Origin of the sequence: uncultured Ramlibacter sp. (genome assembly GCF_936925435.1) — a bacterium.
In the GTDB taxonomy this organism is placed as follows: Bacteria; Pseudomonadota; Gammaproteobacteria; order Burkholderiales; family Burkholderiaceae_C; genus Ramlibacter.
Window position 1 is genome coordinate 49,541 of the sequence record NZ_CAKZHQ010000003.1, and the last position, 24,279, is coordinate 73,819.

The 24,279-nt window shown below is 66.3% G+C and carries 23 protein-coding genes and 1 other RNA gene; 14 read left to right on the plus strand and 10 right to left on the minus strand.

What is annotated here, in order from left to right; translation table 11 throughout:
- Nucleotides 1-35: 35 nt before the first annotated feature.
- Nucleotides 36-809, plus strand: a complete 774-nt coding sequence (locus Q0632_RS02430) for an alpha/beta hydrolase (RefSeq protein ID WP_298923973.1) — start codon at nt 36-38, stop codon at nt 807-809.
- On the opposite strand, the gene Q0632_RS02435 is transcribed toward Q0632_RS02430, so the two are convergent.
- From Q0632_RS02435 to ompA, 7 genes are all read right to left on the minus strand, one after another.
- The gene (locus Q0632_RS02435) at nt 810-1,532 is read right to left on the minus strand and encodes a pseudouridine synthase (protein WP_298923975.1); all 723 of its coding nucleotides are present in this window, start codon (nt 1,530-1,532) and stop codon (nt 810-812) included.
- 65 nt (nt 1,533-1,597) lie between these two features.
- Nucleotides 1,598-1,780 (minus strand): hypothetical protein, encoded by a 183-nt coding sequence (locus tag Q0632_RS02440; protein WP_298923977.1) that lies wholly within the window; start codon nt 1,778-1,780, stop codon nt 1,598-1,600.
- A gap of 115 nt (nt 1,781-1,895) precedes the next feature.
- A complete protein-coding gene (locus Q0632_RS02445; RefSeq protein WP_298923979.1) occupies nt 1,896-2,204 on the minus strand; it encodes a hypothetical protein in 309 nt (102 codons plus the stop codon).
- A 73-nt stretch (nt 2,205-2,277) separates the two neighbouring features.
- Nucleotides 2,278-2,664, minus strand: a transfer-messenger RNA (tmRNA) gene (ssrA, locus tag Q0632_RS02450).
- A gap of 13 nt (nt 2,665-2,677) precedes the next feature.
- The gene (locus Q0632_RS02455) at nt 2,678-3,352 is read right to left on the minus strand and encodes an HAD-IA family hydrolase (protein ID WP_298923982.1); all 675 of its coding nucleotides are present in this window, start codon (nt 3,350-3,352) and stop codon (nt 2,678-2,680) included.
- Nucleotides 3,352-4,065, minus strand: coding sequence for a bifunctional 2-polyprenyl-6-hydroxyphenol methylase/3-demethylubiquinol 3-O-methyltransferase UbiG (ubiG, locus tag Q0632_RS02460; protein ID WP_298923984.1), 714 nt, complete (start codon nt 4,063-4,065; stop codon nt 3,352-3,354). The genes Q0632_RS02455 and ubiG overlap by 1 nt, the downstream gene beginning before the upstream one ends.
- Before the next feature lie 70 nt (nt 4,066-4,135).
- On the minus strand, nt 4,136-4,795 hold the full coding sequence (ompA, locus tag Q0632_RS02465) for an outer membrane protein OmpA (RefSeq protein ID WP_298923986.1): 660 nt from the start codon (nt 4,793-4,795) through the stop codon (nt 4,136-4,138).
- A 226-nt stretch (nt 4,796-5,021) separates the two neighbouring features.
- Here ompA and gyrA point away from each other — a divergent pair, with 226 nt between their 5' ends.
- The 11 genes from gyrA (at nt 5,022) to Q0632_RS02520 (ending at nt 17,777) form a co-directional block, all read left to right on the plus strand.
- On the plus strand, nt 5,022-7,673 hold the full coding sequence (gene gyrA / locus Q0632_RS02470; RefSeq protein WP_298923987.1) for a DNA gyrase subunit A: 2,652 nt from the start codon (nt 5,022-5,024) through the stop codon (nt 7,671-7,673).
- Nucleotides 7,674-7,740: 67 nt separating this feature from the next.
- Nucleotides 7,741-8,823, plus strand: coding sequence for a prephenate dehydratase (pheA, locus tag Q0632_RS02475; RefSeq protein WP_298924418.1), 1,083 nt, complete (start codon nt 7,741-7,743; stop codon nt 8,821-8,823).
- 3 nt (nt 8,824-8,826) lie between these two features.
- Nucleotides 8,827-9,699, plus strand: coding sequence for a prephenate dehydrogenase/arogenate dehydrogenase family protein (locus Q0632_RS02480; RefSeq protein ID WP_298923989.1), 873 nt, complete (start codon nt 8,827-8,829; stop codon nt 9,697-9,699).
- Nucleotides 9,700-9,717: 18 nt separating this feature from the next.
- Nucleotides 9,718-11,715, plus strand: coding sequence for a bifunctional 3-phosphoshikimate 1-carboxyvinyltransferase/cytidylate kinase (locus tag Q0632_RS02485; RefSeq protein ID WP_298923991.1), 1,998 nt, complete (start codon nt 9,718-9,720; stop codon nt 11,713-11,715).
- 156 nt (nt 11,716-11,871) lie between these two features.
- The gene (rpsA, locus tag Q0632_RS02490) at nt 11,872-13,557 is read left to right on the plus strand and encodes a 30S ribosomal protein S1 (protein WP_298923993.1); all 1,686 of its coding nucleotides are present in this window, start codon (nt 11,872-11,874) and stop codon (nt 13,555-13,557) included.
- 51 nt (nt 13,558-13,608) lie between these two features.
- Nucleotides 13,609-13,923: an integration host factor subunit beta gene (locus Q0632_RS02495; protein WP_298923995.1), complete on the plus strand. Its 315-nt coding sequence runs from the start codon at nt 13,609-13,611 to the stop codon at nt 13,921-13,923.
- Nucleotides 13,924-13,957: 34 nt separating this feature from the next.
- Nucleotides 13,958-14,239, plus strand: a complete 282-nt coding sequence (locus Q0632_RS02500; RefSeq protein WP_298923997.1) for a lipopolysaccharide assembly LapA domain-containing protein — start codon at nt 13,958-13,960, stop codon at nt 14,237-14,239.
- Nucleotides 14,229-15,362 (plus strand): lipopolysaccharide assembly protein LapB, encoded by a 1,134-nt coding sequence (gene lapB / locus Q0632_RS02505; protein ID WP_298923999.1) that lies wholly within the window; start codon nt 14,229-14,231, stop codon nt 15,360-15,362. The genes Q0632_RS02500 and lapB overlap by 11 nt, the downstream gene beginning before the upstream one ends.
- On the plus strand, nt 15,359-16,288 hold the full coding sequence (gene rfaE1, locus Q0632_RS02510) for a D-glycero-beta-D-manno-heptose-7-phosphate kinase (protein WP_298924001.1): 930 nt from the start codon (nt 15,359-15,361) through the stop codon (nt 16,286-16,288). Before lapB ends, rfaE1 begins: the two co-directional genes overlap by 4 nt.
- The gene (rfaD, locus tag Q0632_RS02515) at nt 16,285-17,289 is read left to right on the plus strand and encodes an ADP-glyceromanno-heptose 6-epimerase (RefSeq protein WP_298924003.1); all 1,005 of its coding nucleotides are present in this window, start codon (nt 16,285-16,287) and stop codon (nt 17,287-17,289) included. The genes rfaE1 and rfaD overlap by 4 nt, the downstream gene beginning before the upstream one ends.
- A 92-nt stretch (nt 17,290-17,381) precedes the next feature.
- Nucleotides 17,382-17,777, plus strand: coding sequence for a helix-hairpin-helix domain-containing protein (locus tag Q0632_RS02520; protein ID WP_298924005.1), 396 nt, complete (start codon nt 17,382-17,384; stop codon nt 17,775-17,777).
- A 105-nt stretch (nt 17,778-17,882) separates the two neighbouring features.
- On the opposite strand, the gene Q0632_RS02525 is transcribed toward Q0632_RS02520, so the two are convergent.
- The 3 genes from Q0632_RS02525 to Q0632_RS02535 are packed head-to-tail and all read right to left on the minus strand — an operon-like array spanning nt 17,883 to nt 22,540.
- Nucleotides 17,883-18,416: a DinB family protein gene (locus Q0632_RS02525; protein ID WP_298924007.1), complete on the minus strand. Its 534-nt coding sequence runs from the start codon at nt 18,414-18,416 to the stop codon at nt 17,883-17,885.
- 14 nt (nt 18,417-18,430) lie between these two features.
- Nucleotides 18,431-22,015 (minus strand): hydantoinase B/oxoprolinase family protein, encoded by a 3,585-nt coding sequence (locus Q0632_RS02530; RefSeq protein WP_298924010.1) that lies wholly within the window; start codon nt 22,013-22,015, stop codon nt 18,431-18,433.
- Between the two features lie 18 nt (nt 22,016-22,033).
- On the minus strand, nt 22,034-22,540 hold the full coding sequence (locus Q0632_RS02535) for a winged helix DNA-binding protein (RefSeq protein WP_298924012.1): 507 nt from the start codon (nt 22,538-22,540) through the stop codon (nt 22,034-22,036).
- A gap of 165 nt (nt 22,541-22,705) precedes the next feature.
- On the opposite strand from Q0632_RS02535, the gene Q0632_RS02540 reads away from it, so the two are divergent.
- Entirely contained in the window at nt 22,706-23,731 is a 1,026-nt protein-coding gene (locus tag Q0632_RS02540; protein WP_298924014.1) for a TRAP transporter substrate-binding protein, read from the plus strand.
- Entirely contained in the window at nt 23,728-24,261 is a 534-nt protein-coding gene (locus Q0632_RS02545) for a TRAP transporter small permease (protein WP_298924016.1), read from the plus strand. Before Q0632_RS02540 ends, Q0632_RS02545 begins: the two co-directional genes overlap by 4 nt.
- The last annotated feature ends 18 nt before the right edge of the window (nt 24,262-24,279 follow it).

Below are 24,279 nucleotides of genomic sequence, written 5' to 3' on the forward strand. Positions count from 1 at the left end.
TATCCGGCGCCCTGCGCTCCCCGTAACATCCGCGCATGGAAACCATCCTGGCAGACGGCGCGCGCCTCGAAGTTCAACGCCTGGCTGCCGGCGCCGGCCGACCGCTGGCGCCGCTGGTGTTCCTGCATGAAGGGCTGGGTTCGGTGGCGATGTGGCGCGACTGGCCGGCACGGCTGTGCCTGGAGACGGGCCGGCCGGGCATCGTCTACTCGCGGCGTGGCTATGGCCGCTCCGAGGCCGTTTCCGACGTGCGCGCCACCGGCCGGCTGCAGCCGGACTACATGCACCGCGAGGCACTGCAGGTGCTGCCGCAAGTGCTGGCGCAGCTGGGCATCGAAAAACCGGTCCTGGTGGGCCACTCCGACGGCGGCAGCATCGCCCTGCTCCACGCCTCGCGTTTCCCGGTGCAGGCCTGCGTGGTGATGGCCCCGCATGTCATCGTGGAGGACATGTCGGTCCAGGCCATCGCCCAGGCGCGCGACGCCTACGCCGGTGGGGGCTTGCGCGAGCGGCTGGCGCGCTACCACGCGGATGTAGACGGCGCGTTCTGGCAATGGAACGACATCTGGCTCAGCCCCGCCTTCCGCGACTTTGACATCCGCGCCGAGTGCCAGCACATCAGTACGCCGGTGCTGGCGATCCAGGGCCTGGATGACCCCTATGGCAGCCTGCGCCAGATCAGGGAGATCGCGCCGACGCTGGGGCGTTTCGAGATGGAGCCCATCGCCCAATGCGGCCACTCGCCCCACAAGGACCAGCCCGAGCGCACGACGGCGCGCATTGCCAGCTTCCTGGCCGCCGTCGGCTGATCAGGGCTGCAGAGCCGCCAGGTCGGCTGGCGTCAGCCAGCGCCACTGGCCGGGCGCCAGGTCGGTCGGCAGCGCCAGCGCGCCGATGCGCGAGCGGTGCAGGGTTTCGACCCGGTTGCCCACTGCCGCCAGCATGCGCTTGACCTGGTGGTATTTGCCCTCGGTCAGGGTCAGGCGCAGGCTGTGTTCGTCGGTCGCCTCGCAGGCGGCCGCCAGCACGGGCTTGGGGTCGTCGTCCAGCACCACGCCAGCCAGCAGCTTGTCCACCTGCTTGGCGTCGACCGGGTGCTTGGTCCCGACCTCATAGACCTTGGGCACGTGGTGGCGCGGCGAACTCATGCGGTGGATGAACTTGCCGTCATCCGTCAGCAGCAGCATGCCCGTGGTGTCCTGGTCGAGCCGGCCCACCGCCTGCACACCCTGGATCGGGCCCTTTTGCGGCCGCTGGCGCAGCGGCGCCGGCAGCAGGGTGTAGATACTCGGCCAGGTCGAAGGCTTTTGCGAACACTCCGTGCCGGCCGGCTTGTGCAGCAACACATAGGCCTTCTCGTGGTACGCCCAGGGAACGCCCTGGACGCTGAAACACAGGCCCAGCGCCTCAAACTCCGCCGAGGCGTCGGTGCAAACCTCGTCTGCCACGCTCACCCTGCCCTGCTGGACCAGACCGGCGCAGACCCGGCGCGTGCCGAAGCCCTGTGAATAAAGAATTTCCTGCAACTGCATGCGGGGAGTATCGCAAACGTCCGCCACGCGCAGGCTTGCAGCGGCCTCAGGCCGCCTGCCCAGGGTCAGCCGCGCGGCTGGCGGTTCTGGCGCTGCTCTCGCGGCGCTTCCTCGTCGCGCCGCAGAAATTTGCGTGCCTTGGGCTGGCTGGCGCGGTAGCTGCGGCGCTCGGCCTCGGCATCCGACGCGTCCAGGCCGGCGTACTTGTCGCGCCGGCTGACCGGGTGCTTTTCAGGGGATTGGTGCATGGCTCGTCCTCTTGGTCCTGCGTTTGGCAGCCGAGGGCCACCTCTGCGCAAAACGTAGTGGCCGCAGCGCGCGCCTGCCGTAGGACGAATTCCCGTGCGTGTAGGACAGCGGCGCTCAGCGCACTGCGGACGTCATCGCCAGCTGGCGCTCCAGGGGCGCCAGTTCCATGCCGACCGCATGGAGCTCGCTGTACAGGCTCTGGCGTGCCCAGATGTCGGGTTCGGCGCTGATGCGGGTGCGGATCTCATTGCGGCGCGCCTGCAAAGGTACGGCCTGGCTGATCAGATCAGCAACCTGCTCCGCCGTCAGCGTGGGCCGGGGCCGCGAACCGGCCGCCTGCCAGGTCCAGGCGTCGCCGATGGACGACACCGTGGAACAGCCCGCCGTCAGCGCGAGGGCCACGCAGCACAGTGCAACACGCATGAGTACTCCTGGAAAAAAGAAAGCCTGCCTATCGTAGCCCGGAAGAGCTTCAAAAGGCAGGCCGTCTGCGAGATGGTGGAGCTGGCGGGAATTGAACCCGCGTCCGCAAGCCTTTTTCGCACAGTTCTACATGTTTAGCCGTCTGATTTGGATCTCGCTTCCCCTAGCGCACAGCGGCACGCTCTAGAGGACGCCAGCAACCTATTTTCTCGTCCCGTGCCAAGTTACCCGACACGGAGCCAGCCTCTGAAATTATCTTTGCAGCCGGGAGCCCCTAGCTTGCGCTAAAGACCCCTTGCCCAGCCCAGAGGCCTGCTGTTGCAAAGCTCACCGGCAATTAAGCGGCGAGTGCGAAACGTTCGTCGTTTGCAGTTAGTTTGTTTGAATCTGTTTTACGAGCGCATTCAGCTCGACATGCCCTGCCGCGCGTCCGAACCCACGTCGAAACCAGTGCAGCCCCAGGAAGGCATAGTTTAAGCCCTGGCGGCCGATTGCAAGAGCGCCAGCAATTCAAGCGGTGAATCAATGTGGGCATGGGCGCCCCATTGCTGCGTGTCGGCGTTGCTGCCGAGGTAGCCATAGCTGGCCGCCACCGTGCCCATGCCAGCCGCCAGGCCAGCCACGATGTCCCGCTCGTCGTCGCCCACATACACGCAGCGTGCCGGATCCAGACGCAATTGCCTGGCGGCTTCCAGCAACGGGGCCGGATGCGGTTTGGCGTGCGGCGTGGTGTCGCCGCTGACCACCGTGCCGGCCGTGGCAAACAGCGGCATCTGCCGCGTCAGCGGCAGGGTGAAACGCTGCGACTTGTTGGTCACCACACCCCAGGCCAGGCCCAGGCTGTGCAGTTGCGCCAGCATCTGGGCAACGCCGTCGAAGGCATAGGTGCGCTCGGTCATGCAGTTCTCGTAGTTGACGAAGAACTCCTCGCGCATGGCCTCGTACTCGGGATGGTCAGGTTGCATGCCGAAGGCAATACCCAGCATGCCGCGGGCCCCGGCACCGGCCATCGGCCGGTACTGCTCCAGGGGCAGGGAAGCCATGCCGCGGCCGGTGCGCATGCGGTCGGCTGCCGCGCCCAGGTCGGGCGCACTGTCGATCAGGGTGCCGTCCAGGTCGAACAGCACGGCTTGCACATCCTTGAACATCAATTTTTTTGCGTCGAGATGAGGTAATTGACGCTGGTGTTGGCCGACAGCCAGTAGCGCTGCGTCAGCGGGTTGTATTCCATGCCTCGCGTCTGCCCCAGCTGCAGGCCCGCCTCGCGGCAATGCGCAGCCAGTTCGCTGGGCCGGATGAATTTGAGGTACTCGTGCGTGCCACGCGGCAGCATGTTGAGCAGGTACTCAGCGCCCACGATGGCAAACAGGAAGGCCTTGGGGTTGCGGCTGATGGTGGAAAAGAACACCCAGCCACCGGGCTTGACCAGGGTGGCACAGGCACGGACCACGGACGAAGGGTCGGGCACGTGTTCCAGCATTTCCATGCAGGTCACGGCATCGAAACTGCCGGGCTGCTCGGCCGACAGGGCTTCGGCGCTGACCTCGCGGTAGGTCACATTCGGTGTCTGCGCTTCGAGTGCATGCAGCTGGGCGACCCGCAAGGCCTTGGCGGCCAGGTCGATCCCCAGCACGTCAGCGCCCTTGCGGGCCATCGAATCGGACAGGATGCCGCCGCCGCAGCCGACGTCCAGGACGCGCTTGCCGGCCAGCGGCATTTGCGAACCTATCCAGTCCAAGCGCAGCGGGTTGATCTGGTGCAGCGGCCGGAACTCGCTGTCGGGGTCCCACCAGCGGTGGGCCAGTTCCGAGAACTTGGCCAGTTCGGCCGGGTCGGCGTTGACGGCAGGGGTGTCGGTCATGGACGTCATTTTCGCGGAGCCAATGAAAAAAGCCCCGTTGCCGGGGCTTTTTTCGGGCAATCCTTGCGGATTACTTGGTGGCGCGGGTACCGACCACTTCGATTTCCACGCGGCGGTTCTTGGCGCGGCCTTCGCTGGTCTTGTTGTCAGCGACAGGTTGCTTCTCGCCCTTGCCTTCGGTGTACACGCGGTTCTTCTCGATGCCCTTGGACACGAGGTAGGCCTTGACCGATTCAGCGCGCTGGACCGACAGCTTCTGGTTGTAGGCGTCAGAACCGACGGAGTCGGTGTGGCCGACGCCGATGATCACTTCCAGGTTGATGTCCTTGACCTTGCCGACCAGATCGTCGAGCTTGGCCTTGCCTTCGGGCTTGAGGACAGACTTGTCGAAGTCGAAGAAGGCGTCAGCAGCGTAGGTCACCTTGGTGGCTGCGGGCGGCTGAGGGGCGGCGGGAGCCGGGGCCGGGGCCGGGGCCGGGGCGACAACAGGAGCCGGAGCCTGAGCGACCAGAGCGCCATCGCAACCCTTGGCGGCAGTGGCAGGCGTCCAGTTGGAATTGCGCCAGCACAGTTCGTTCGTGCCGTTCTTCCAGACGTATTCGCCGGTGCCGTTGACCCAGTTGTCGATACGGGTGCCACCATCGGCTGCGGTCACGCGGGTTTGTGCGCCCGCAGCAGTTGCCAGCGCAGCGGAGGCAATCAACAGCGCCACTTTGTTCAGTTTCTTCATGGTTCTCCTCTTGGGGAAAAAGCCGCAGCTGCGCTGCGTTAAACATTACGATTAAGGTGACCATCACCGAAAACGTCAAAGTTATTGTGCCACACGTCCTTACACAAGCAATGGGTACCGGGTGCAAGCAACGTAGGACAAAACCTAATTAGGGAGGAATGTTGCTGGTGCGCGACAGGCAAGGCTTGCCCGTAAAATCCGGACTCCGCGCGCCTCAATCCTCCTCATGACCCAATTCGCCAAAGAAACCCTGCCCATCAGTCTTGAAGAGGAAATGCGGCGCAGCTACCTCGATTACGCGATGAGCGTGATCGTGGGACGCGCCCTTCCCGACGCCCGGGACGGCCTCAAGCCGGTACACCGCCGCGTGCTCTTCGCGATGCACGAACTCAATAACGACTGGAACCGGCCGTACAAGAAGTCGGCCCGTATCGTCGGCGACGTGATCGGTAAATACCACCCGCACGGCGACCAGTCGGTCTACGACACCATCGTGCGGCTGGCGCAGGACTTCTCCATGCGCCACATGCTGGTGGACGGCCAGGGCAACTTCGGCTCGGTCGATGGCGACAACGCCGCGGCCATGCGGTACACCGAAATCCGGCTGTCCAAGATCGCCCACGAGATGATCGCGGACATCGACAAGGAAACCGTCGATTTCCAGGACAACTACGACGGCTCCGAGAGAGAGCCGGCGGTCCTGCCCAGCAAGCTGCCCAACCTGCTGGTCAACGGCTCGGGCGGCATCGCGGTGGGCATGGCCACCAACATCCCGCCGCACAACCTCAATGAAGTGGTCGATGCCTGCCTGCACATGCTGCGCAACCCGGAAGCGACCATCGACGAGCTGATGGAGATCATCCCGGCGCCCGACTTCCCCACCGCCGGCATCATCTACGGCATCAACGGCGTCAAGGACGGCTACCGCACCGGCCGCGGCAAGGTGGTGATGCGGGCCAAGTGCCACTTCGAGGACATCGACAAGGGCGCCCGCCAGGCCATCATCGTCGACGAGCTGCCCTACCAGGTGAACAAGAAGACCCTGCAGGAGCGCATGGCCGAGCTCGTCAACGAGAAGAAGATCGAGGGCATCAGCCACATCCAGGACGAGAGCGACAAGTCCGGCATGCGCCTGGTGATCGAGCTCAAGCGCGGCGAAGTGCCCGAGGTGGTGCTCAACAACCTGTACAAGCAGACCCAGCTGCAGGACACCTTCGGCATCAACATGGTGGCCCTGATCGACGGCCAGCCGCGCCTGTGCAACCTGAAGATGCTGATCCAGGTCTTCCTGGAGCACCGACGCGAAGTGGTGACGCGCCGCACGGTATTCACGCTGCGCAAGGCGCGCGAACGCGGCCACGTGCTCGAAGGCCTGGCCGTCGCACTGGCCAACATCGACGAGTTCATCCGCATCATCCGCGAGTCGCCCACCCCGCCGGTGGCCAAGGCCGAGCTGATGACGCGGCCCTGGGACAGCAAGCTGGTGCGCGAGATGCTCACCCGCGCCCGCACCGATGGCGGCGTGGTCAACGCCGACGACTACCGGCCCGATGGCCTGGAGCGCACATACGGCATGGGCAGCGACGGCCTGTACCGCCTGTCCGATACCCAGGCCCAGGAAATCCTGCAGATGCGCCTGCAGCGCCTGACTGGCCTGGAGCAGGACAAGATCGTCGCCGAGTACAAGGAAGTGATGGGCGAGATCGAGGACCTGCTGGACATCCTGGCCAAGCCCGAGCGCGTCGGCGCCATCATCGGCGACGAGCTGAGCACGATCAAGCAGGAGTTCGGCCAGACCAAACTGGGCGCGCGCCGCAGCCTGGTGGAGCACAACGCCCAGGACCTGGCGACCGAAGACCTGATCACGCCCACCGACATGGTGGTCACGCTCAGCCATTCGGGCTACATCAAGAGCCAGCCTTTGTCCGAATACCGGGCGCAAAAGCGCGGCGGCCGCGGCAAGCAGGCCACGGCGACCAAGGAAGACGACTGGGTCGACCAGCTGTTCATCGCCAACACGCACGACTGGATCCTGTGCTTTTCCAACCGCGGCCGCCTGTACTGGCTCAAGGTCTGGGAAGTCCCCGCCGGCTCGCGGGGCTCGCGCGGCCGGCCCATCGTCAACATGTTCCCGCTGCAGGACGGCGAGAAGATCAACGTGGTGCTGCCACTGACCGGCGACACCCGCAGCTTCCCGGCCGACCACTTCATCTTCATGGGCACCTCCATGGGCACGGTCAAGAAGACCGCACTGGACGAGTTCAACAATCCGCGCAAGGGCGGCATCATCGCCGTCAACCTCGATGAGGGCGACTACCTGATCGGCGCGGCGCTGACCGACGGCAAGCACGATGTGATGCTGTTCTCCGACGGCGGCAAGGCTGTGCGCTTCGACGAGAACGACGTGCGCGTACTGGGCCGCAACACGCGCGGCGTGCGCGGCATGGACCTGCCCGAAGGCCAGTCGGTCATCGCCATGCTGGTGGCCGAGGACGAACAGCAAAGCGTGCTCACCGCCACCGTCAACGGCTATGGCAAGCGCACGCCGATCTCCGAATACACCCGCCACGGCCGCGGCACCAAGGGCATGATCGCCATCCAGCAAAGCGAGCGCAACGGCAAGGTCGTGGCCGCCACCCTGGTGCACGCCGACGACGAGATCATGCTGATCACCGACAAGGGCGTGCTGGTGCGCACCCGTGTCAGCGAGATCCGCGAACTCGGCCGCGCCACCCAGGGCGTGACCCTGATCGGCCTGGACGAGGGCTCCAAACTCAGCGGGCTGCAGCGCATCGTGGAAAATGATGCGCAGGCAGCCGAGGGCGACCCCGAGAACGGCGAAGCCGCCGGCGACACGCCCGGCGCCGCAGGCAGCTGATCAGCTACTTTTTTCATAGCGCCTCAAGCCCATTGGACGGGGGCTTGAGGCTTATTTGATGGGCAACATGGGTAAGAACCTGGCGCAACTGCGGACCGAAATCGACGCCGCGGACCGTGAGCTGCTGCGCGTGCTGAACCAGCGCGCTGCACTGGCCAATGAAGTGGGCGAAGTCAAGCGCGCGGAAGGCTCGCCGGTGTTCCGGCCCGAGCGCGAAGCGCAGGTCATCAACGGATTGCAGGCGGCCAACCCCGGCCCGCTCAAGGCCGCCAACGTCGCCACCATCTGGCGCGAAATCATGTCGGCCTGCCGCGCCCTGGAGGCCCCGCAGCGCGTGGCCTACCTGGGCCCGGCCGGCACCTTCAGCGAGCAGGCGGCGCTGCAGTTCTTCGGCTCCAGCATCGAGCACGTGCCCTGCGTCAATTTCGACGAGGTCTTCCATGCGGCCACGGCCGGCACAGCCGACTTCGGCGTGGTGCCGGTGGAGAACAACACCGAGGGCGTGGTGACGCGCTCGCTCGACCTGCTGCTGGGCTCGCCTCTGCACATCGTCGGCGAGGTCAGCCTGCTGGTGCGCCACCACCTGCTGCGCCTGAGCGATTCGCTCGAAGGCATCGAGGTGGTGCTGGCCCATCCGCAGGCGCTGGCGCAATGCCAGGGCTGGCTGGCCAAGCACCTGCCCAAGGCCGAGCGCCGCGCCGTCTCCAGCAACGCCGAGGGCGCGCGCCTGGCAGCGGGCAACCCGGCCTGGGCCGGCATCGCCAGCGAACGCGCCGGCAGCGAGTTCGGCCTGCACACGGTGGTCCAGGCCATCCAGGACGACGCCTTCAACCGCACCCGTTTCGCCGTCGTCTGCCTGCCCCAGGTGCTGGCCGCGCCGCAGGCCTCGGGCAGCGACTGCGTCAGCCTGGTGGTCTCGGTGCCCAACAAGCCCGGCGCGGTCCACGACATCCTGGTGCCGCTCAAGCAGCACGGCGTGTCGATGACGCGCTTCGAATCCCGCCCGGCCCGTTCGGGCCAGTGGGAATACTATTTCTACATCGACATCCAGGGCCATCCTTCGCAGCCGCATGTGGCGGCGGCGCTGGCCGACCTGCGGGGGCTTTGCGCCTTCTACAAGGTGCTCGGTACCTATCCGGTGGGCGAATAAAGCATGTTCGAGCAACTTGGTCTGATCGGCTGCGGCCTGATGGGCGGCTCCTTCGCGCTGGCGCTCAAGCGCGCCGGCCTGGTCAAGCGCGTGGTCGGCTACAGCAAGTCGCCCTCGACCACCGAGCGCGCGCGCCAGATGGGCGTGATCGACGTCGAGGCGCCCTCGGCCCTGCTGGCCGTGTCGGGTGCCGACATCGTGCTGCTGGCCGTGCCGGTGGCCGCCACCGAGGCCACCCTCAAGGCCATCAAGCACCTGGTCAGCAAGGACATGCTGATCATGGACGTGGGCTCGACCAAGCGCGACGTGGTCGACGCCAGCCGCCGCGTGCTGCGCGAGCACGTGGGCTCCTTCGTGCCCTGCCACCCCATCACCGGCAAGGAAGTCTCGGGCGTGGAACACGCCGACGCCGACCTGTATGGCGGCCGCCAGGTCATCCTCACACCGATCGAGCGGACCCAGGTGGTGCAGCTGAACAAGGCCACCGCACTGTGGGAGGCACTGGGCTGCAATGTGCTCAAGATGTCGCCGGAGGCGCACGATGCCGCCTTCGCCGCCGTCAGCCACCTGCCGCACCTGATTTCCTTCGCGCTCATGAACAGCATCACCAGCCAGGCCCAGGGCAAGGACTTCCTGTCGCTAGCCGGCCCGGGCTTTCGCGACTTCACCCGCATCGCCGCCAGCGACCCCAAGATGTGGCGGGACGTGCTGATGGCCAACCGCCAGGAACTGCTGGCCCAGGCCGAGGTGTTCCGGCGCAGCCTGCAGGCGCTGGAGACCATGATCGACAAGGGCAATGCCGAGGCGCTGGAAAGTCTGATCGAGCACGCCAGCCAGACCCGCGCCCACTGGCGCATGGGCGCGAAAAAGGGATGAGTTCCCGCGCGAGGCCCCATGTTCGCCACTGAGTTCCTGGATCTTGCGCCGCTGGCGTCCGCCGGCGGCACGGTGGTGCTGCCCGGCTCCAAGAGCATCTCCAACCGGGTGCTGCTGCTGGCCGCGCTCAGCGGCGGCACAACCACGGTCCACGACCTGCTGGACTCCGACGACACCCGCGTGATGCTCGATGCGCTGCGCGCGCTGGGCTGCGGCGTGCGCCAGGACGGCGCCCTGGTCGAGATCACCGGCCTGGGCGGCACGCCCCCCAATGCACCGGCCAAGCTGTTCCTGGGCAATGCCGGCACCGCCATGCGGCCGCTGGCCGCCGCCCTGGCCGTGCTGGGCGGCGACTTCGAATTGAGCGGCGTGGCACGCATGCACGAGCGGCCCATAGCCGACCTGGTCGACGCCCTGCGCCAGTTGGGCTGCAGCATCGATTACCTGGGCAACGACGGTTACCCGCCGCTGCGCATCGGCCGCCCTGCCCTGCGGCTGGACCAGCCCATCGCGGTGCGCGGCGACGTCTCCAGCCAGTTCCTCACCGCCTTGCTGCTGGCCCTGCCCCTGGTGGCGAAGCAGGACGTGGGGATCGAGGTGGTCGGCGAGCTGATCTCCAAGCCCTACATCGAGATCACGCTGAACCTGCTGCAGCGCTTTGGCATCGCCGTGCGGCGCGAAGGCTGGCAGCGCTTCACCATTGCGGCCGGCAGCAGCTACCAGTCGCCCGGCAGCATCCACGTCGAGGCCGACGCCTCGTCTGCTAGCTATTTCATAGCGCTCGGAGCCCTGGCAGCGGGTGCTCCAGGCCGAAATGGCATCCGGATCGAGGGTGTGGGCGAGACCTCCATCCAGGGCGACATCCGCTTCGTGGAAGCGGCCCGCCAGATGGGCGCGCTGGTCAGCGGTGGCCCCAACTGGCTGGAGATCCGGCGCGGCGCCTGGCCCCTCAAAGCCATCGACCTGGACTGCAACCACATCCCCGACGCCGCCATGACACTGGCGGTGATGGCCTTGTACGCCGACGGCCCCAGCACGCTGCGCAACATCGCCAGCTGGCGCGTCAAGGAAACCGACCGGCTCGCCGCCATGGCCACCGAGCTGCGCAAGCTCGGCGCCACGGTGGAGGAAGGCGCGGACTTCCTGCGCGTCACGCCGCCCCTGGCATGGACGGCTGGCTGTATCCACACCTACGACGACCACCGTGTCGCCATGTGCTTCTCGCTGGTCGCCTTCAACCCGGCCGGCCTGCCGGTGCGCATCGAAGACCCCAAGTGCGTGGCCAAGACCTTCCCGGACTACTTCGAGGCCCTGTTCTCTGTGGTCCAGACACCAGCGACCCGCATCCCGGTCATCTGCGTGGACGGCCCCACCGCGTCGGGCAAGGGCACGCTGGCCTCCGAGCTGGCACACCGGCTGGGCTACCACTACCTGGACTCCGGCGCGCTCTACCGCATCACCGCCCTGGCGGCCCTGCGCGCCGGCCTGGCGCTGGATACCACTGATGAGCAGGCCGTCGCCAGCCTGGCCCGGTCCCTGCCGGTGCGCTTCCTTGGTGGCCAGGTGCTGCTGGACGGCGAGGATGTGGGCGCGGCGATCCGCACCGAGGAAGCGGGCATGAACGCCTCCCGGGTCTCGGCCCTGCCGGCCGTGCGCACTGCCCTGGTCGCCCTGCAGCACAGCTTCCGGCAACTGCCCGGCCTGGTGGCCGACGGCCGCGACATGGGCACAGTGATCTTCCCGGACGCGCCACTCAAGATCTACCTCACGGCGAGCGCCGCCCAGCGCGCGCAAAGACGCTATAAGCAGTTGATTTCAAAGGGTATTTCGACTACAATCGACGCTCTTCGCGCTGACCTTGAGGCCAGGGATGCCAGGGACATGTCCCGCAGCACCGCCCCCTTGAAGCCCGCGCAAGACGCCCTCCTGCTGGATAACTCCGGCCAAACGGTTGAAGAATCGGTTGGCCAGGTGCTCCGGTGGTGGGAGGGCAAACAGGTTTTCAAGTCCGCTTGAAGATCTGACTGGCCCACACAGCCCCTCTCGCGCGTCAGCGCCCAGGCCGTGTGGATCGACAACCTAACCGCGGTGCCAAGCCGCACAACGCCGTCACAGCCTTAGAAACATTCGCAATAGTGCGGATGGAAACCTGTCGACGTGCAAGGAAACCCAATGTCTGAATCTTTTGCCGCCCTTTTTGAAGAATCGTTGCAACGCTCCGAAATGCGTACCGGCGAGGTCATCACCGCCGAAGTCGTTCGCATCGAACACAGCTTCGTCGTCGTCAACGCCGGACTCAAGTCCGAAGCCTATGTGCCGATCGACGAGTTCAAGAACGACAAGGGCGAGATCGAAGTCCAGGTCGGCGACTTCGTCTCGGTGGCCATCGACGCCATCGAAAACGGCTACGGCGACACCATCCTGTCGCGCGACAAGGCCAAGCGCCTGGCGTCCTGGATGAGCCTGGAAAAGGCCCTGGAGTCCGGCGAGTTCGTCACCGGCACCACCTCCGGCAAGGTCAAGGGCGGCCTGACCGTCCTGGTCAACGGCATCCGCGCCTTCCTGCCCGGCTCGCTGATCGACACGCGTCCGATCAAGGACCTGACGCCTTACGAGAACAAGACCCTGGAATTCAAGGTCATCAAGCTGGACCGCAAGCGCAACAACGTGGTGCTGAGCCGCCGCGCCGTTGTCGAAGCCTCGATGGGCGAAGAGCGCGCCAAGCTGATGGAAACCCTCAAGGAAGGCTCCGTCGTGCGCGGCGTCGTCAAGAACATCACCGAATACGGTGCGTTCGTTGACCTGGGCGGCATCGATGGCCTGCTGCACATCACCGACATGGCCTGGCGCCGTGTCCGCCACCCGAGCGAAGTGGTGCAAGCCGGTCAGGAAATCACCGCCAAGATCCTCAAGTTCGACACCGAAAAGAACCGCGTCTCGCTGGGTCTCAAGCAGATGGGCGACGATCCCTGGATGGGCGTCAACCGCCGCTACCCGCAAGGCACGCGCATGTTCGGCAAGATCACCAACATCGCCGACTACGGCGCGTTCGTGGAACTCGAGCCCGGCATCGAAGGCCTGGTGCACGTCTCCGAAATGGACTGGACCAACAAGAACGTCGCTCCTTCGAAGATCGTCTCCCTGGGTGACGAAGTCGAAGTCATGGTCCTGGAAATCGACGAAGACAAGCGCCGCATCTCCCTGGGCATGAAGCAATGCAAGGCCAACCCCTGGCAGGAATTCGCGCAAAACACCAAGCGCGGCGACCGCGTCAAGGGCCCGATCAAGTCGATCACCGACTTCGGCGTGTTCGTCGGCCTGGCAGCAGGCATCGACGGCCTGGTGCACCTGTCCGACCTGTCCTGGAACGAAACCGGCGAAGCCGCCGTGCGCAACTACAAGAAGGGCCAGGAAGTCGATGCCATCGTGTTGGCCGTCGACGTGGACCGCGAGCGCATCTCCCTGGGCATCAAGCAGTTGGACGGCGACCCGTTTGCCACCTTCACCTCGGTGCATGACAAGGGCGCGATCGTTTCCGGCAAGGTCAAGACCGTCGACGCCAAGGGCGCCGAGATCGACCTGGGCGAAGACATCATCGGCTACCTGCGCGCCTCGGAAATCTCCCGCGACCGCGTGGAAGACGCCCGCAACGTGCTCAAGGAAGGCGACGAAGTCTCGGCCGTGGTGGTCAACGTCGACCGCAAGACGCGCAACATCCAGCTGTCGATCAAGGCCAAGGACATGGCCGACGAGCAAGGCGCGATGGCCAACCTGAGCCAGCAGTCGTCGCGTGAAAACGCCGGCACGACCAGCCTGGGCGCCCTGCTGCGCGCCAAGCTGGACAACAGCGAAAAGTAAAGCCAAGGACACGGCAGGACGCAAGTTCTGCCGTGTTTTGTCGCTTCCTCCATGACCCGATCCGATCTCGTCGAAGAACTGGCAGCACGCTTTGGCCAGCTCACGCACCGCGACGCCGAATACGCCGTCAAGACCATTCTTGACGCGATGGGCGAAGCACTGGTGCGCGGGCACCGCATCGAGATCCGCGGCTTCGGCAGCTTCTCGATCAACCGGCGGCCGCCGCGCATGGGGCGCAACCCCCGTTCCGGCGAAAGCGTGCAGATTCCGGAAAAGCGCGTCCCCCACTTCAAGCCGGGCAAGGCCCTGCGCGAGGCAGTGGACAGGCGCACGGCCGAAATCGAGGCCGGGTCCACACCGGCGTGACCGCTAAAATCGGCTCCTCCACCTGGGGATGCCGTTGAAATACCTCATGTGGCTGCTCAAGGCAGCCATTTTTTTTACCCTGTTCGCATTCGCCCTGAACAACCAGCAGGACGCCACCGTGCACTTTTTCTTTGGCACGCAATGGCGCGCGCCATTGGTGCTGGTGGTGCTGTCGGCGTTCGCCCTGGGCCTGGCCATAGGCGCCCTGGGCATGGTGCCGCGCTGGCTGCAGCAGCGCGCCGCCGCCAAGCGGCGCAGGCGCGGCCTGTCCACCCTGACGGCGGACGACCCGGCCAGCACCCACCATGGACTTTGATCTCAGCTGGGTCCTGTGGGGCCTGCCCATCGCCTTCGTGTTGGGCTGGCTGGCCTCGCGGCTGGACCTGCGCCAGCTGCGCATCGAGAACCGCCAGGCGCCCAAGGCCTATTTCCGCGGCCTCAATTTCCTGCTCAACGAGCAGCAGGACAAGGCCATCGACGCCTTCATCGAGGCGGTGCAGAACGACCCCGACACCTCCGAGCTGCACTTCGCCCTGGGCAACCTGTTTCGCCGGCGCGGCGAATACGAGCGGGCCGTGCGCGTGCACGAGCACCTGCTGTCGCGCGCCGACTTGAGCCGCGAGGACCGCGACCGCGCCCAGCACGCGCTGGCACTGGACTTCCTCAAGGCCGGCCTTCTCGACCGCGCCGAGGACGCCCTGCGCAAGCTTGACGGCACCAGCTTCGAGGGCGAGGCCTTGCTGGCCCTGTTGGCCATCTACGAGCGCTCGCGTGACTGGCCGCAGGCCTCGGTCATCGCCGCCCGCCTGGAGGCTTTGGGCCAGGGCGACTTCAACGGCCGCCGCGCCCATTACCTGTGCGAGCAGGCCGCCCAGGCTTCGGGCGAGCCCGCGGCGCAGCTGCTGCGCGAAGCCATGCGCATCGCCCCGACAGCGGCGCGGCCAGCCCTGGACATGGCGGCCTGGCAGCGTGGCGCCGGCGACCAGCTGGCCGCCTTCGAGACCCTGCGCGCCCTGGCCGCGGCCGCACCGGTCGCCTTGCCGCTGGCGGCCCGGCCACTGGCCGAGAGCGCCCTGGCCAGCGGCCGCCAGGACCAGGCCAGGCAAATCCTGCAGGCCAGCTACGACGCCCTGCCCTCGCTGGACGTGCTCGACGGCATCGCCGCCCTGGAAACCGATGCCGCCGCGCAGCGCGACTGGTATGTGCGCCACCTGCAGCGCGAGCCCTCCCTGGTGGCCGCCGCCAAGTGGATCGCCGGCGAGAAGCTCGAACACGAGCAGTTCCATCCCCAGGTGCAGCGCGCGCTCGACCACGCCGTCAAGCCGCTGACCCGCTACCGCTGCGCCGCCTGCGGCTTCGAGGCGCGCCAGCATTTCTGGCACTGCCCGGGCTGCCAGTCCTGGGACAGCTATCCCCCGAGGCGAGTCGAAGAACTATGACCCTGTCCAAACAACAACTCGCCAACGCCCACGTGCTGGTGGTCGGCGACGCCATGCTGGACCGCTACTGGCACGGCGCGGTCGACCGCATCTCGCCCGAGGCGCCGGTGCCGGTGGTGCGCATCACGCGCGAAGAAGAGCGCATCGGCGGCGCCGCCAACGTGGCCTATAACGTCGCCTCACTGGGCGCGCGCGCCAGTTTCCTGGGCGTGGTGGGCGACGACGAGGCCAGCCACAAGCTCGAGCAGTTGCTGCTGGGCACCGGCATCGCCACCCACCTCAAGCGCGACCCGGGCCTCAAGACCACGGTCAAGCTGCGCGTGATCGGCCGCCAGCAGCAGCTGCTGCGCATGGACTTCGAGAACGAGCCCGACCACGAGGCCCTGGCGCTGCAAAACGAAAGCTTCGCTGCCCTGGTTCCGGCCCACCAGGCCGTGCTGTTCTCCGATTACGGCAAGGGCGGCCTGGCCCACGTGGGCACCATGATCGCGGCGGCCCGCGCCGCCGGCAAGGCTGTGCTGATCGATCCCAAGGGCTCGGACTATTCGCGCTATGCCGGCGCCAGCGTCATTACGCCCAACCGCGCCGAGCTGCAGCAGGTGGTGGGCGCCTGGCGCAGCGAGGCCGAACTGCACGAGAAGGCGCAGAACCTGCGCCAGTCCCTGCGGCTGGACGCCGTGCTGGTCACGCGCAGCGAGGACGGCATGACGCTGTTCGACGCGCAGGGCCACTCGCATGTGCAGGCCCAGGCGCGCGAGGTCTTCGACGTCACCGGCGCCGGCGACACCGTCATTGCCACCTTGGCAGCCCTGGTGGCCGCCGGACTGCCACTGCGTGACGCCATGCCCCTTGCCAACAAGGCCGGCGGCATCGTGGTGGGCAAGTTCGGCACCGCCACCGTCTCCTACGAGGAACTGTTCACATGACCAGAGTCGTCGTCACCGGCGCCGCCGGTTTTATCGGCAGCAACATCGTCAAGGGCCTGAACGAGCGCGGCATCGACGACATCATCGCGGTGGACGACCTGCGCCAGGGCGACAAGTTCCGCAACCTGGCCGACCTGCAGATCGCCGACTACGTGGATGCGGACAGGTTCTACGGCCTGTTCGCCCAGAACCACTATGGCCGCGTCGACACGGTCTTCCACGAGGGCGCCTGCAGCGACACCATGGAGACCGACGGCAAGTACATGATGGAGAACAACTACAGCCTGTCCGTCGGCCTGTTCAACGCCTGCCGCGAACGTGCCACGCGCCTGCTCTACGCTTCGTCGGCCGCCACCTATGGCGGCTCCGACAGCTTCCGCGAAGAGCCCGCCTGCGAGCAGCCCCTGAACGTCTACGGCTGGAGCAAGCTGCTGTTCGACCAGAAGATGCGACGCGAGCTGGGGCCCCAGTTCACGGGCGCCAAGCACCAGGTGGCGGGCTTTCGCTACTTCAATGTCTATGGTCCGCGCGAGCAGCACAAGGGCCGCATGGCCAGCGTGGCCTTCCACCAGTTCAACCAGTTTCGTGAGCTGGGCAAGGTCAAGCTGTTCGGCGAGTATGGCGGCTATGGCCCCGGCCAGCAGATGCGCGACTTCGTCTTCGTCGACGACGTGGTGGCCGTCAACCTCTGGTTCTTCGACAACCCGCAGGCGCGCGGCATCTTCAATCTGGGTTCGGGCCGGGCCCAACCCTTCAACGACGTTGCCACCGCCGTGGTCAACGCGCTGCGTGCACCTGGCAGCAGCGCGCTGGACACGGCAGCGGCCGCCGCCCAGGGCCTGATCGACTACATCCCCTTCCCCGATGCCTTGCGCGGCAAGTACCAGAGCTACACCCAGGCCGATCTGACGGCGCTGCGGGCGGTCGGTTGTGAGCACGTGTTTGCCGACGTCACAAGCGGTGTGACGCGCTACATGGAAGAACTCCTGCGCAAGGTCTAGGGATCTGCACGGTCAACCGCCGGCGCGGCCCTGCCGTTATGGCAGGGCCCGGTGCCAACAGGCGCCGGCTCTCAACCCACTGAGGAGACCCCATGCTCAAGAAGATTCTGGCCGTGCTGGTGATGCTGTATGCAGCCGTGGCGATGGCCGCTGTCGATGTGAACAAGGCCAGCGAGGCCGAACTCGATGGCGTCAAGGGCATCGGTCCCGTGACCTCCAAGCTGATCCTGTCCGAGCGCAAGAAGAGCGAGTTCAAGAGCTGGGAAGACTTCATCGCCCGCGTCAAGGGCGTCGGCGACGCCAAAGCCACCCAGCTGTCGGCCGAAGGCCTGACGGTCAATGGCAGCCTCTACAAGGCCACTGCCGCCAAGAAGGAAGACAAGCAGGCCGATGCCGCCAAATCGGCTGCTGCCGCTGCCGCCAAGCCCGCGGCAGCAGCGGCGCCCGCCGCATCGGCAGCCAAGCCTGCTGCCAGCGCCAAGAAGTAAGCGCCGCCGCACGGCGCAAAGCCCGCTCCGGCGGGCTTTTTCTTTGGAGAATCGGCCTGTAGCCCCCGTCCCATGGACCTGAGATGCTACTGAATCAATAGCGACTCAAAGCAGGGCAACGAGATCGGTGACCCCCGGGTCGATACCGGCCTGCATCAGCAAGGTCGTGACCTGGCCGCGGTGGTGCGCCTGGTGGTTGAAGAAATGCGTCAGCGCCTTCCAGGCCGCGTGTTCGCGCTGCACGCCCTTGGTGTTGGCGTAGCGCATGGTGCTCACGGGAAAGTCCGCCGCCATCTCCTGGGTCCAGGCCTCGATGGCCTCATCGAGCGCGGCGCGTGTGCGGCGCAGGTCCGCCCAGTCCGGGTGCAGGTCGCTGGTGTAGTCCGATCCCGGCGGCAGGGCCACCAGTTGCGCGGGCAACGCGGCAAACACCACGCCCTGGCGGGTGAAGCGCTCCAGCCACATCTTGTCGGCCAGCACCAGATGGGTCAGAGTCTGGTGCAGGCTGCCGAAGAAAGCGCCGCGGTCGCGCTTGCGCTCTGCGTCATTGAGTTGCTCGCAGGCGTCGTACAACCGCTGGTTGAACCAGCGGTTGTAGCGCGCCAGGAAACGGTAGTTGTCGCGCAATGCTTCGTCCATGGGTCGTTCTCCTGCTACTGCGGCTTGCCGTAACCGCCGCCGCCGGGTGTGTGGATCTCGAACCAGTCGCCGGCATGCATCTGCGCCTGGCCGATGTGGGCCAGTTCCTCGACGCTGCCGTCGGCGCGCACCACCCGGTTGATGCCGACCGCACCCGGCTGGCCGCCGGCCATGCCGAAAGCGCCGTGGATGCGGCCATTGGACAGGATGCTGGCCGTCATGTCCTCCAGGAAGCGCACGCGCCGGATGCCGCCGTTGCCGCCGCTCCACTGGCCGGCGCCGCCCGAGCCCTCGCGGATGGCGTAGCTGTCCAGCCGCACCGGGAAGCGGAACTCCAGCACCTCGGGGTCGGTCAGGCGCGAGTTGGTCATGTGGGTCTGCACCACGCTGGTCCCGTTGAATCCTTCGCCTGCACCCGCGCCACCCGAGATGGTCTCGTAGTACTGGTGGCGCGCGTTGCCGAAGGTGAAGTTGTTCATGGTGCACTGGCTGGCCGCCATCACGCCCAGCGCGCCGTACAGCGCGTTGGTGATGCAGGTCGATGTCTCCACATTGCCCGCCACCACCGAGGCCGGCGCATTGGGATTCAACATCGATCCCGGCGGGATGATGACCTTCAGCGGCTTCAGGCACCCGGCGTTGAGCGGGATGTCGTCGTCCACCAGGGTGCGAAAGACGTAGAGCACGGCCGCCATGCACACGGCGGTGGGCGCGTTGAAGTTATTGCTTTGCTGGGCCGAGGTGCCCGTGAAGTCGATCTCGGCGCTGCGGCCGGCGGCATCGACCCGGATCGCCACCTGGATCTGGGCGCCGTTGTCCAACGGCAGGGTGAAGTCGCCATCCTTCAACTTCGTGATGACGCGGCGCACCGACTCCTCGGCGTTGTCCTGCACATGGCCCATGTAGGCCTGCACCACGGGCAGGCCGAACTGCGCCACCATCTTGCGCAGCTCCTGCACGCCCTTCTCGTTGGCGGCGAGCTGTGCCTTCAGGTCGGCCATGTTCTGCTGCGGGTTGCGGCTCGGATACTCGCCGCTGGCCAGCAGGTCCAGCATGGCCTGCTCGCGCAGCACGCCGCGCTCGACCAGCTTGACGTTGTTGATCTGCACGCCCTCCTGCTCGATGCGCGTCGAAAACGGCGGCATGGAGCCCGGCGTGATGCCGCCGATGTCCGCGTGGTGTCCCCTCGAACCCACGTAAAAGATCGGTTGGTCGCCGACCTGCGCATCCAGGTAGACAGGCGTGATCACCGTCACGTCCGGCAGGTGGGTTCCGCCGTGGTAGGGGTCGTTGAGCACATAGACATCGCCCGGCGCCATCTTGCCGGCGTTCTCCCGGATGACGGTCTTGATGCTCTCGCCCATGGAACCCAGATGCACCGGCATGTGGGGCGCATTGGCGATCAGGTTGCCCTGGGTGTCGAACAGCGCGCAGCTGAAGTCCAGCCGCTCCTTGATGTTGACCGAGTAGGCCGTGTTCTGCAGCTGCAGCCCCATCTGCTCGGCGATGTTCATGAACAGGTTGTTGAAGACCTCCAGCAGCACCGGGTCCACCGTGGTGCCGGCGGCGAACTTCTGGGCGCGTGGCACGCGCCGGTCCAGCACGATGTGGTCCAGCGCCGTGAGTTGGGCTTCCCAGCCCGGCTCCACCACCGTGGTGGCGTTCTTCTCGGCGATGATGGCCGGGCCGCTGATGCGATCGCCGGCGCGCAGGTCCTCGCGCACCACCAGGGCGGCGTCATGCCACTGGCCGCCGGAGTACATGCTCACGGTCTCGCGGCGCGGCACTTCGCGCACAGGATGGACGGCGTGCAGCGGTTCGGCCGGCGCGTCACCGGCGACCACGGCCTCCACCGACACCGCCTCGACGACCAGGCGCTTGCCCTGCATCAGGAAGGCAAAGCGCTGGCGGTAAGCGGCCTCGAAGGCCGCGGTGATGGCTTCGGCGCTGCCGAAGGGAACGACGAGGGCTGAGTCGCTGCCCTCGTAGCGCACATGGACGCGCTGGTGCACGCTGATGGCGCCGCCACCAGCCTGCTGGCGTTCCAGGTCGGCGCGGGCCGTGGCAGCCAGGGCCTCCAGCTTGCGCGCCACCTGCGGCAGCGCGTCCGCGGCCAGCGGCAGCTCCACCGCCTGCTCACGGATCACGTTCTGGTCGGCCAGGCCCATGCCATAGGCCGACAGCACGCCGGCCAGCGGATGGACGAAGACCCGCTCCATGCCCAGCGCGTCGGCCACCAGGCAGGCGTGCTGGCCGCCGGCGCCGCCAAAGCACTGCAAGGTGTAGCGCGTGACGTCGTAGCCGCGCGCCACCGAGATCTTCTTGATGGCATTGGCCATCTGCTGCACGGCGATGTCGATGAAGCCCTCGGCCACCTCCTCGGCGCTACGGCCGGTGCGCTGCGCCAGCTCGCCGAACTTGGCTTGCACTGCCTCCTTGCTCAGGGCTTCATCGGCCTTGGGGCCAAAGACCTTGGGGAAGTGGCGCGGCTGGATCTTGCCGACCATGACGTTGGCATCGGTGACGGCCAGCGGGCCGCCACGCCGGTAGCTGGCCGGCCCAGGGTTGGCGCCGGCGCTTTGCGGCCCGACGCGAAAGCGGGCGCCGTCGAACTCCAGGATGGAACCGCCGCCGGCCGCCACGGTGTGGATGCTCATCATGGGGGCCCGCATGCGCACGCCCGCCACCTGGGTCTCGAACTCGCGCTCGAACTCGCCGGCGTAATGGGAAACGTCGGTGGAAGTGCCGCCCATGTCAAAGCCGATCACCTTGGCGTGACCGCCCAACGCCGCCGTGCGTGCCATGCCGACGATGCCGCCGGCCGGGCCTGAGAGGATGGCGTCCTTGCCCTGGAAGGCATGGGCGTCGGTCAGGCCGCCGGAGGACTGCATGAAGTACAGCGGCACGCCCGGCATCTGCCCGGCCACCTGGTCGACGTAGCGGCGCAGGATGGGCGACAGGTAGGCGTCGACCACCGTGGTGTCGCCGCGGCTGACGAACTTCATCATCGGGCTGGTGGCGTGGGAGGTGCTGACCTGGCCAAAGCCCAGCTCCCTGGCGATGCGGCCTGCCGCTTCCTCGTGGGCGGTGAAGCGGTAGCCGTGCAGGAAGACCACCGCCACGCTGCGCAGGCCGCGTGCGTAAGCCGCCTGCAGCTCGCTGCGCAAGGCCGCCTCGTCCAGCGGCGTGAGCACTTCACCCTGGGCGGTGACGCGCTCCTGCGATTCGATCACTTCGCTGTACAGCAGCTCGGGCAAGAGGATGCGGCGGTCGAACAGGCGCGGCCGGTTCTGGTAGGCGATGCGCAAGGCGTCGCGAAAGCCAGCCGTGGTCACCAGCAGGGTGGGCTCACCTTTGCGCTCGAGCAAGGCATTGGTGGCCACCGTCGTGCCCATCTTCACGCACTCAACTTGTTCCGGCGTGACCGCTTCACCGGGCTGCAGGCCCAGCAGATGGCGGATGCCGGCCACGGCCGCGTCCTTGTACTGCTCGGGGTTTTCCGACAGCAGCTTGTGGGTGGCCAGCGTGCCATCGGGCTTGCGCGCCACGATGTCGGTGAATGTGCCGCCACGGTCGATCCAGAACTGCCACTTGCTCATTGCATAACTCCGATTGTTTTAGAGGGAGGAGGCCGCGCGGGCCGCCTGGTCGTACATGCCGCTCATCAGGCGCAGGAAGCGCGCGAGCTCGCCGATGTGGGTGTTCATGTCGCCGTCGACGCTGTCGATCAGGCATTTCTCGCGCACCTGGCGGTAGTTGGCCACCACCTCCTCGCCGCGCGGCGTGGGGCTGTAGAAGACCTCCTTGCCGACCTTGTCGCCCTGCGCCAGGCCGGCGCTCACCAGCTTTTTCAACGCGTAGTTGACGACGTGCGTGTCCTCGTAATTGAGAACGAAGCAGACATCAGCCAGCTTCTTGTTGCGGGCACGGTGGTTGATGTGGTGCAGCACCAGCACGTCGGTGATGGTCAGGTCGGGCACGCCGGCCGCGGCCATGCAGCGCACGGCCCAGCGGCTGAAGGCGTTCCAGCTGACGATCAGGCCGAACTCCAGTTCGCTCATCTCGGCGCTGCGCGGCGAGACCAGGTGCGAGGACGAAACGATGGCGTTTTGCGAGTCGGACATGGACGGATTCCTTGGTTGACGATCGCACTATATCGACAAATCATCAGATGTTTTATCTACTTGTTGTAAATAAACCATATTAAAAAACATCATGTGGACATTTCCAAAACATTATTTCAATAATTTGTCGGTATTTTCTAAACAACTCGTTTGAAAGGCCTTGAGATGCATCTCCTGCCCCGCGCCGCCCTCGCCCTGCTTGCCAGCAGCCTCTCCCTGGGCCTCGCGGCCCAGACCAAATGGGATCTCGCCACCGCCTACCCGCCCACCAACTTCCACACCGAAAACATCAGCCAGTTCGCCGCCGATGTCGAGAAAGCCACGGCCGGCCAGCTGAAGATCCAGGTCCACCCCAACGCCTCGCTGTTCAAGGCGCCGGAGATCAAGCGCGCGGTGCAGGGCGGGCAGGCGCAAGCGGGCGAGGTGCTGCTGGCCAACTACGAGAACGAAAGCCCGCTGTTCGGCGTCGACGGCGTGCCCTTCCTGGCCACCAGCTACAAGAACGCGCGCAGCCTGTACGAGGCGCAAAAGCCGGTGCTCGGGCGCTACCTGGACAAGCAGGGCATGCTGCTGCTGTTCAGCGTGCCCTGGCCGGCCCAGGGCCTGTTCAGCAAGAAGCCAGTGGACGCGATGGCCGACATGCGCCGCATCAAGTGGCGCGCCTACTCCCCCGCCACCGCCCGGATGGGCGAGCTGATGGGTGCGCAGGCCGTCACCGTGCAGGCTGCGGAATTGAGCCAGGCCATGGCCACCGGCGTGGTCGAGGCCTTCATGACCTCCAGCACCACCGGTGTGGACAGCCGCATCTACGAGCACATCCAGAATTTCTACGACGTCCAGGCCTGGCTGCCCAAGAACGCCGTGCTGGTCAACGCCAGGGCTTTCCAGGCCCTGGACAAGGGGCAGCAGGAGGCCGTGCTCAAGGCCGCGGCCGCCGCCGAGGAGCGCGGCTGGCGCCTCAGCCAGGAAAAGAACGAGGCCGCCAAGCAGGCGCTGACCGGCAAAGGCATGAAGGTTGCTCAGCCCTCGGGCAAGCTTGTGTCGGACATGAAACAGCTCGGATGGACCATGCTGGAAGACTGGCGGAAAAAGGCCGGCGCTGAAGGAGAATCCATCGTGTCCGCCTACCTGAAGACACCGGCCTTCGCCCCCGTCATCGCCGCACCCGCGGCCAAAGAAACCAGAAAATGAGAAAACTTCTCGACCGCCTCTACCTGGGGGCGGCTGCCCTCGCCGCCTGCTGCGTGCTCCTCATCTGCGTTCTCATGATCGGCCAGAGCATCCTGCGCGAGATGGGCGTGCGCACCGGCGCCACCAACGACGTCGTCGCCTGGCTGTGCGCCGCATCCTCCTTCCTGGCCATGGCCCACGCCTTCAAGCACGGCGACTTCGTGCGTGTGACCCTGCTGCTGGAAAAGCTGGCGCCGCCCAGGCGCCGCGCTTTCGAGATCGCTTCGCTGGCCATCGCCTGCCTGGCCATCGGCTACCTGGCCTTCTGGGCCACGAAGTTCGCCTGGGAGAGCTACGTCTTCAACGACATGGCCAACGGCCTGCTGGCCCTGCCGCTGTGGATCCCGCAGACCAGCTTCGTCGCCGGCGCCTGGCTGTTCTTCATCGCGGTGCTCGACGAGATGGTGCTGGTGCTGCGCGGGGCGCGGCCGACCTATGTCACCGCCGTCGAAGAGCGACATGCGCATGGCGACTTCTCGTCCGACATCTGACCCCCTGCCACCAGAACA

What these genes read in the sequence shown, in the direction of transcription:
- Q0632_RS02430 (WP_298923973.1), top strand. Translation starts at nt 36, where the DNA reads ATGGAAACCATCCTGGCAGACGGCGCGCGCCTCGAAGTTCAACGCCTG.
- Q0632_RS02435 (WP_298923975.1), bottom strand. Translation starts at nt 1,532, where the DNA reads ATGCAGTTGCAGGAAATTCTTTATTCACAGGGCTTCGGCACGCGCCGG.
- Q0632_RS02440 (WP_298923977.1), bottom strand. Translation starts at nt 1,780, where the DNA reads ATGCACCAATCCCCTGAAAAGCACCCGGTCAGCCGGCGCGACAAGTAC.
- Q0632_RS02445 (WP_298923979.1), bottom strand. Translation starts at nt 2,204, where the DNA reads ATGCGTGTTGCACTGTGCTGCGTGGCCCTCGCGCTGACGGCGGGCTGT.
- Q0632_RS02455 (WP_298923982.1), bottom strand. Translation starts at nt 3,352, where the DNA reads ATGTTCAAGGATGTGCAAGCCGTGCTGTTCGACCTGGACGGCACCCTG.
- ubiG (WP_298923984.1), bottom strand. Translation starts at nt 4,065, where the DNA reads ATGACCGACACCCCTGCCGTCAACGCCGACCCGGCCGAACTGGCCAAG.
- ompA (WP_298923986.1), bottom strand. Translation starts at nt 4,795, where the DNA reads ATGAAGAAACTGAACAAAGTGGCGCTGTTGATTGCCTCCGCTGCGCTG.
- gyrA (WP_298923987.1), top strand. Translation starts at nt 5,022, where the DNA reads ATGACCCAATTCGCCAAAGAAACCCTGCCCATCAGTCTTGAAGAGGAA.
- pheA (WP_298924418.1), top strand. Translation starts at nt 7,741, where the DNA reads ATGGGTAAGAACCTGGCGCAACTGCGGACCGAAATCGACGCCGCGGAC.
- Q0632_RS02480 (WP_298923989.1), top strand. Translation starts at nt 8,827, where the DNA reads ATGTTCGAGCAACTTGGTCTGATCGGCTGCGGCCTGATGGGCGGCTCC.
- Q0632_RS02485 (WP_298923991.1), top strand. Translation starts at nt 9,718, where the DNA reads ATGTTCGCCACTGAGTTCCTGGATCTTGCGCCGCTGGCGTCCGCCGGC.
- rpsA (WP_298923993.1), top strand. Translation starts at nt 11,872, where the DNA reads ATGTCTGAATCTTTTGCCGCCCTTTTTGAAGAATCGTTGCAACGCTCC.
- Q0632_RS02495 (WP_298923995.1), top strand. Translation starts at nt 13,609, where the DNA reads ATGACCCGATCCGATCTCGTCGAAGAACTGGCAGCACGCTTTGGCCAG.
- lapB (WP_298923999.1), top strand. Translation starts at nt 14,229, where the DNA reads ATGGACTTTGATCTCAGCTGGGTCCTGTGGGGCCTGCCCATCGCCTTC.
- rfaE1 (WP_298924001.1), top strand. Translation starts at nt 15,359, where the DNA reads ATGACCCTGTCCAAACAACAACTCGCCAACGCCCACGTGCTGGTGGTC.
- rfaD (WP_298924003.1), top strand. Translation starts at nt 16,285, where the DNA reads ATGACCAGAGTCGTCGTCACCGGCGCCGCCGGTTTTATCGGCAGCAAC.
- Q0632_RS02520 (WP_298924005.1), top strand. Translation starts at nt 17,382, where the DNA reads ATGCTCAAGAAGATTCTGGCCGTGCTGGTGATGCTGTATGCAGCCGTG.
- Q0632_RS02525 (WP_298924007.1), bottom strand. Translation starts at nt 18,416, where the DNA reads ATGGACGAAGCATTGCGCGACAACTACCGTTTCCTGGCGCGCTACAAC.
- Q0632_RS02530 (WP_298924010.1), bottom strand. Translation starts at nt 22,015, where the DNA reads ATGAGCAAGTGGCAGTTCTGGATCGACCGTGGCGGCACATTCACCGAC.
- Q0632_RS02535 (WP_298924012.1), bottom strand. Translation starts at nt 22,540, where the DNA reads ATGTCCGACTCGCAAAACGCCATCGTTTCGTCCTCGCACCTGGTCTCG.
- Q0632_RS02540 (WP_298924014.1), top strand. Translation starts at nt 22,706, where the DNA reads ATGCATCTCCTGCCCCGCGCCGCCCTCGCCCTGCTTGCCAGCAGCCTC.
- Q0632_RS02545 (WP_298924016.1), top strand. Translation starts at nt 23,728, where the DNA reads ATGAGAAAACTTCTCGACCGCCTCTACCTGGGGGCGGCTGCCCTCGCC.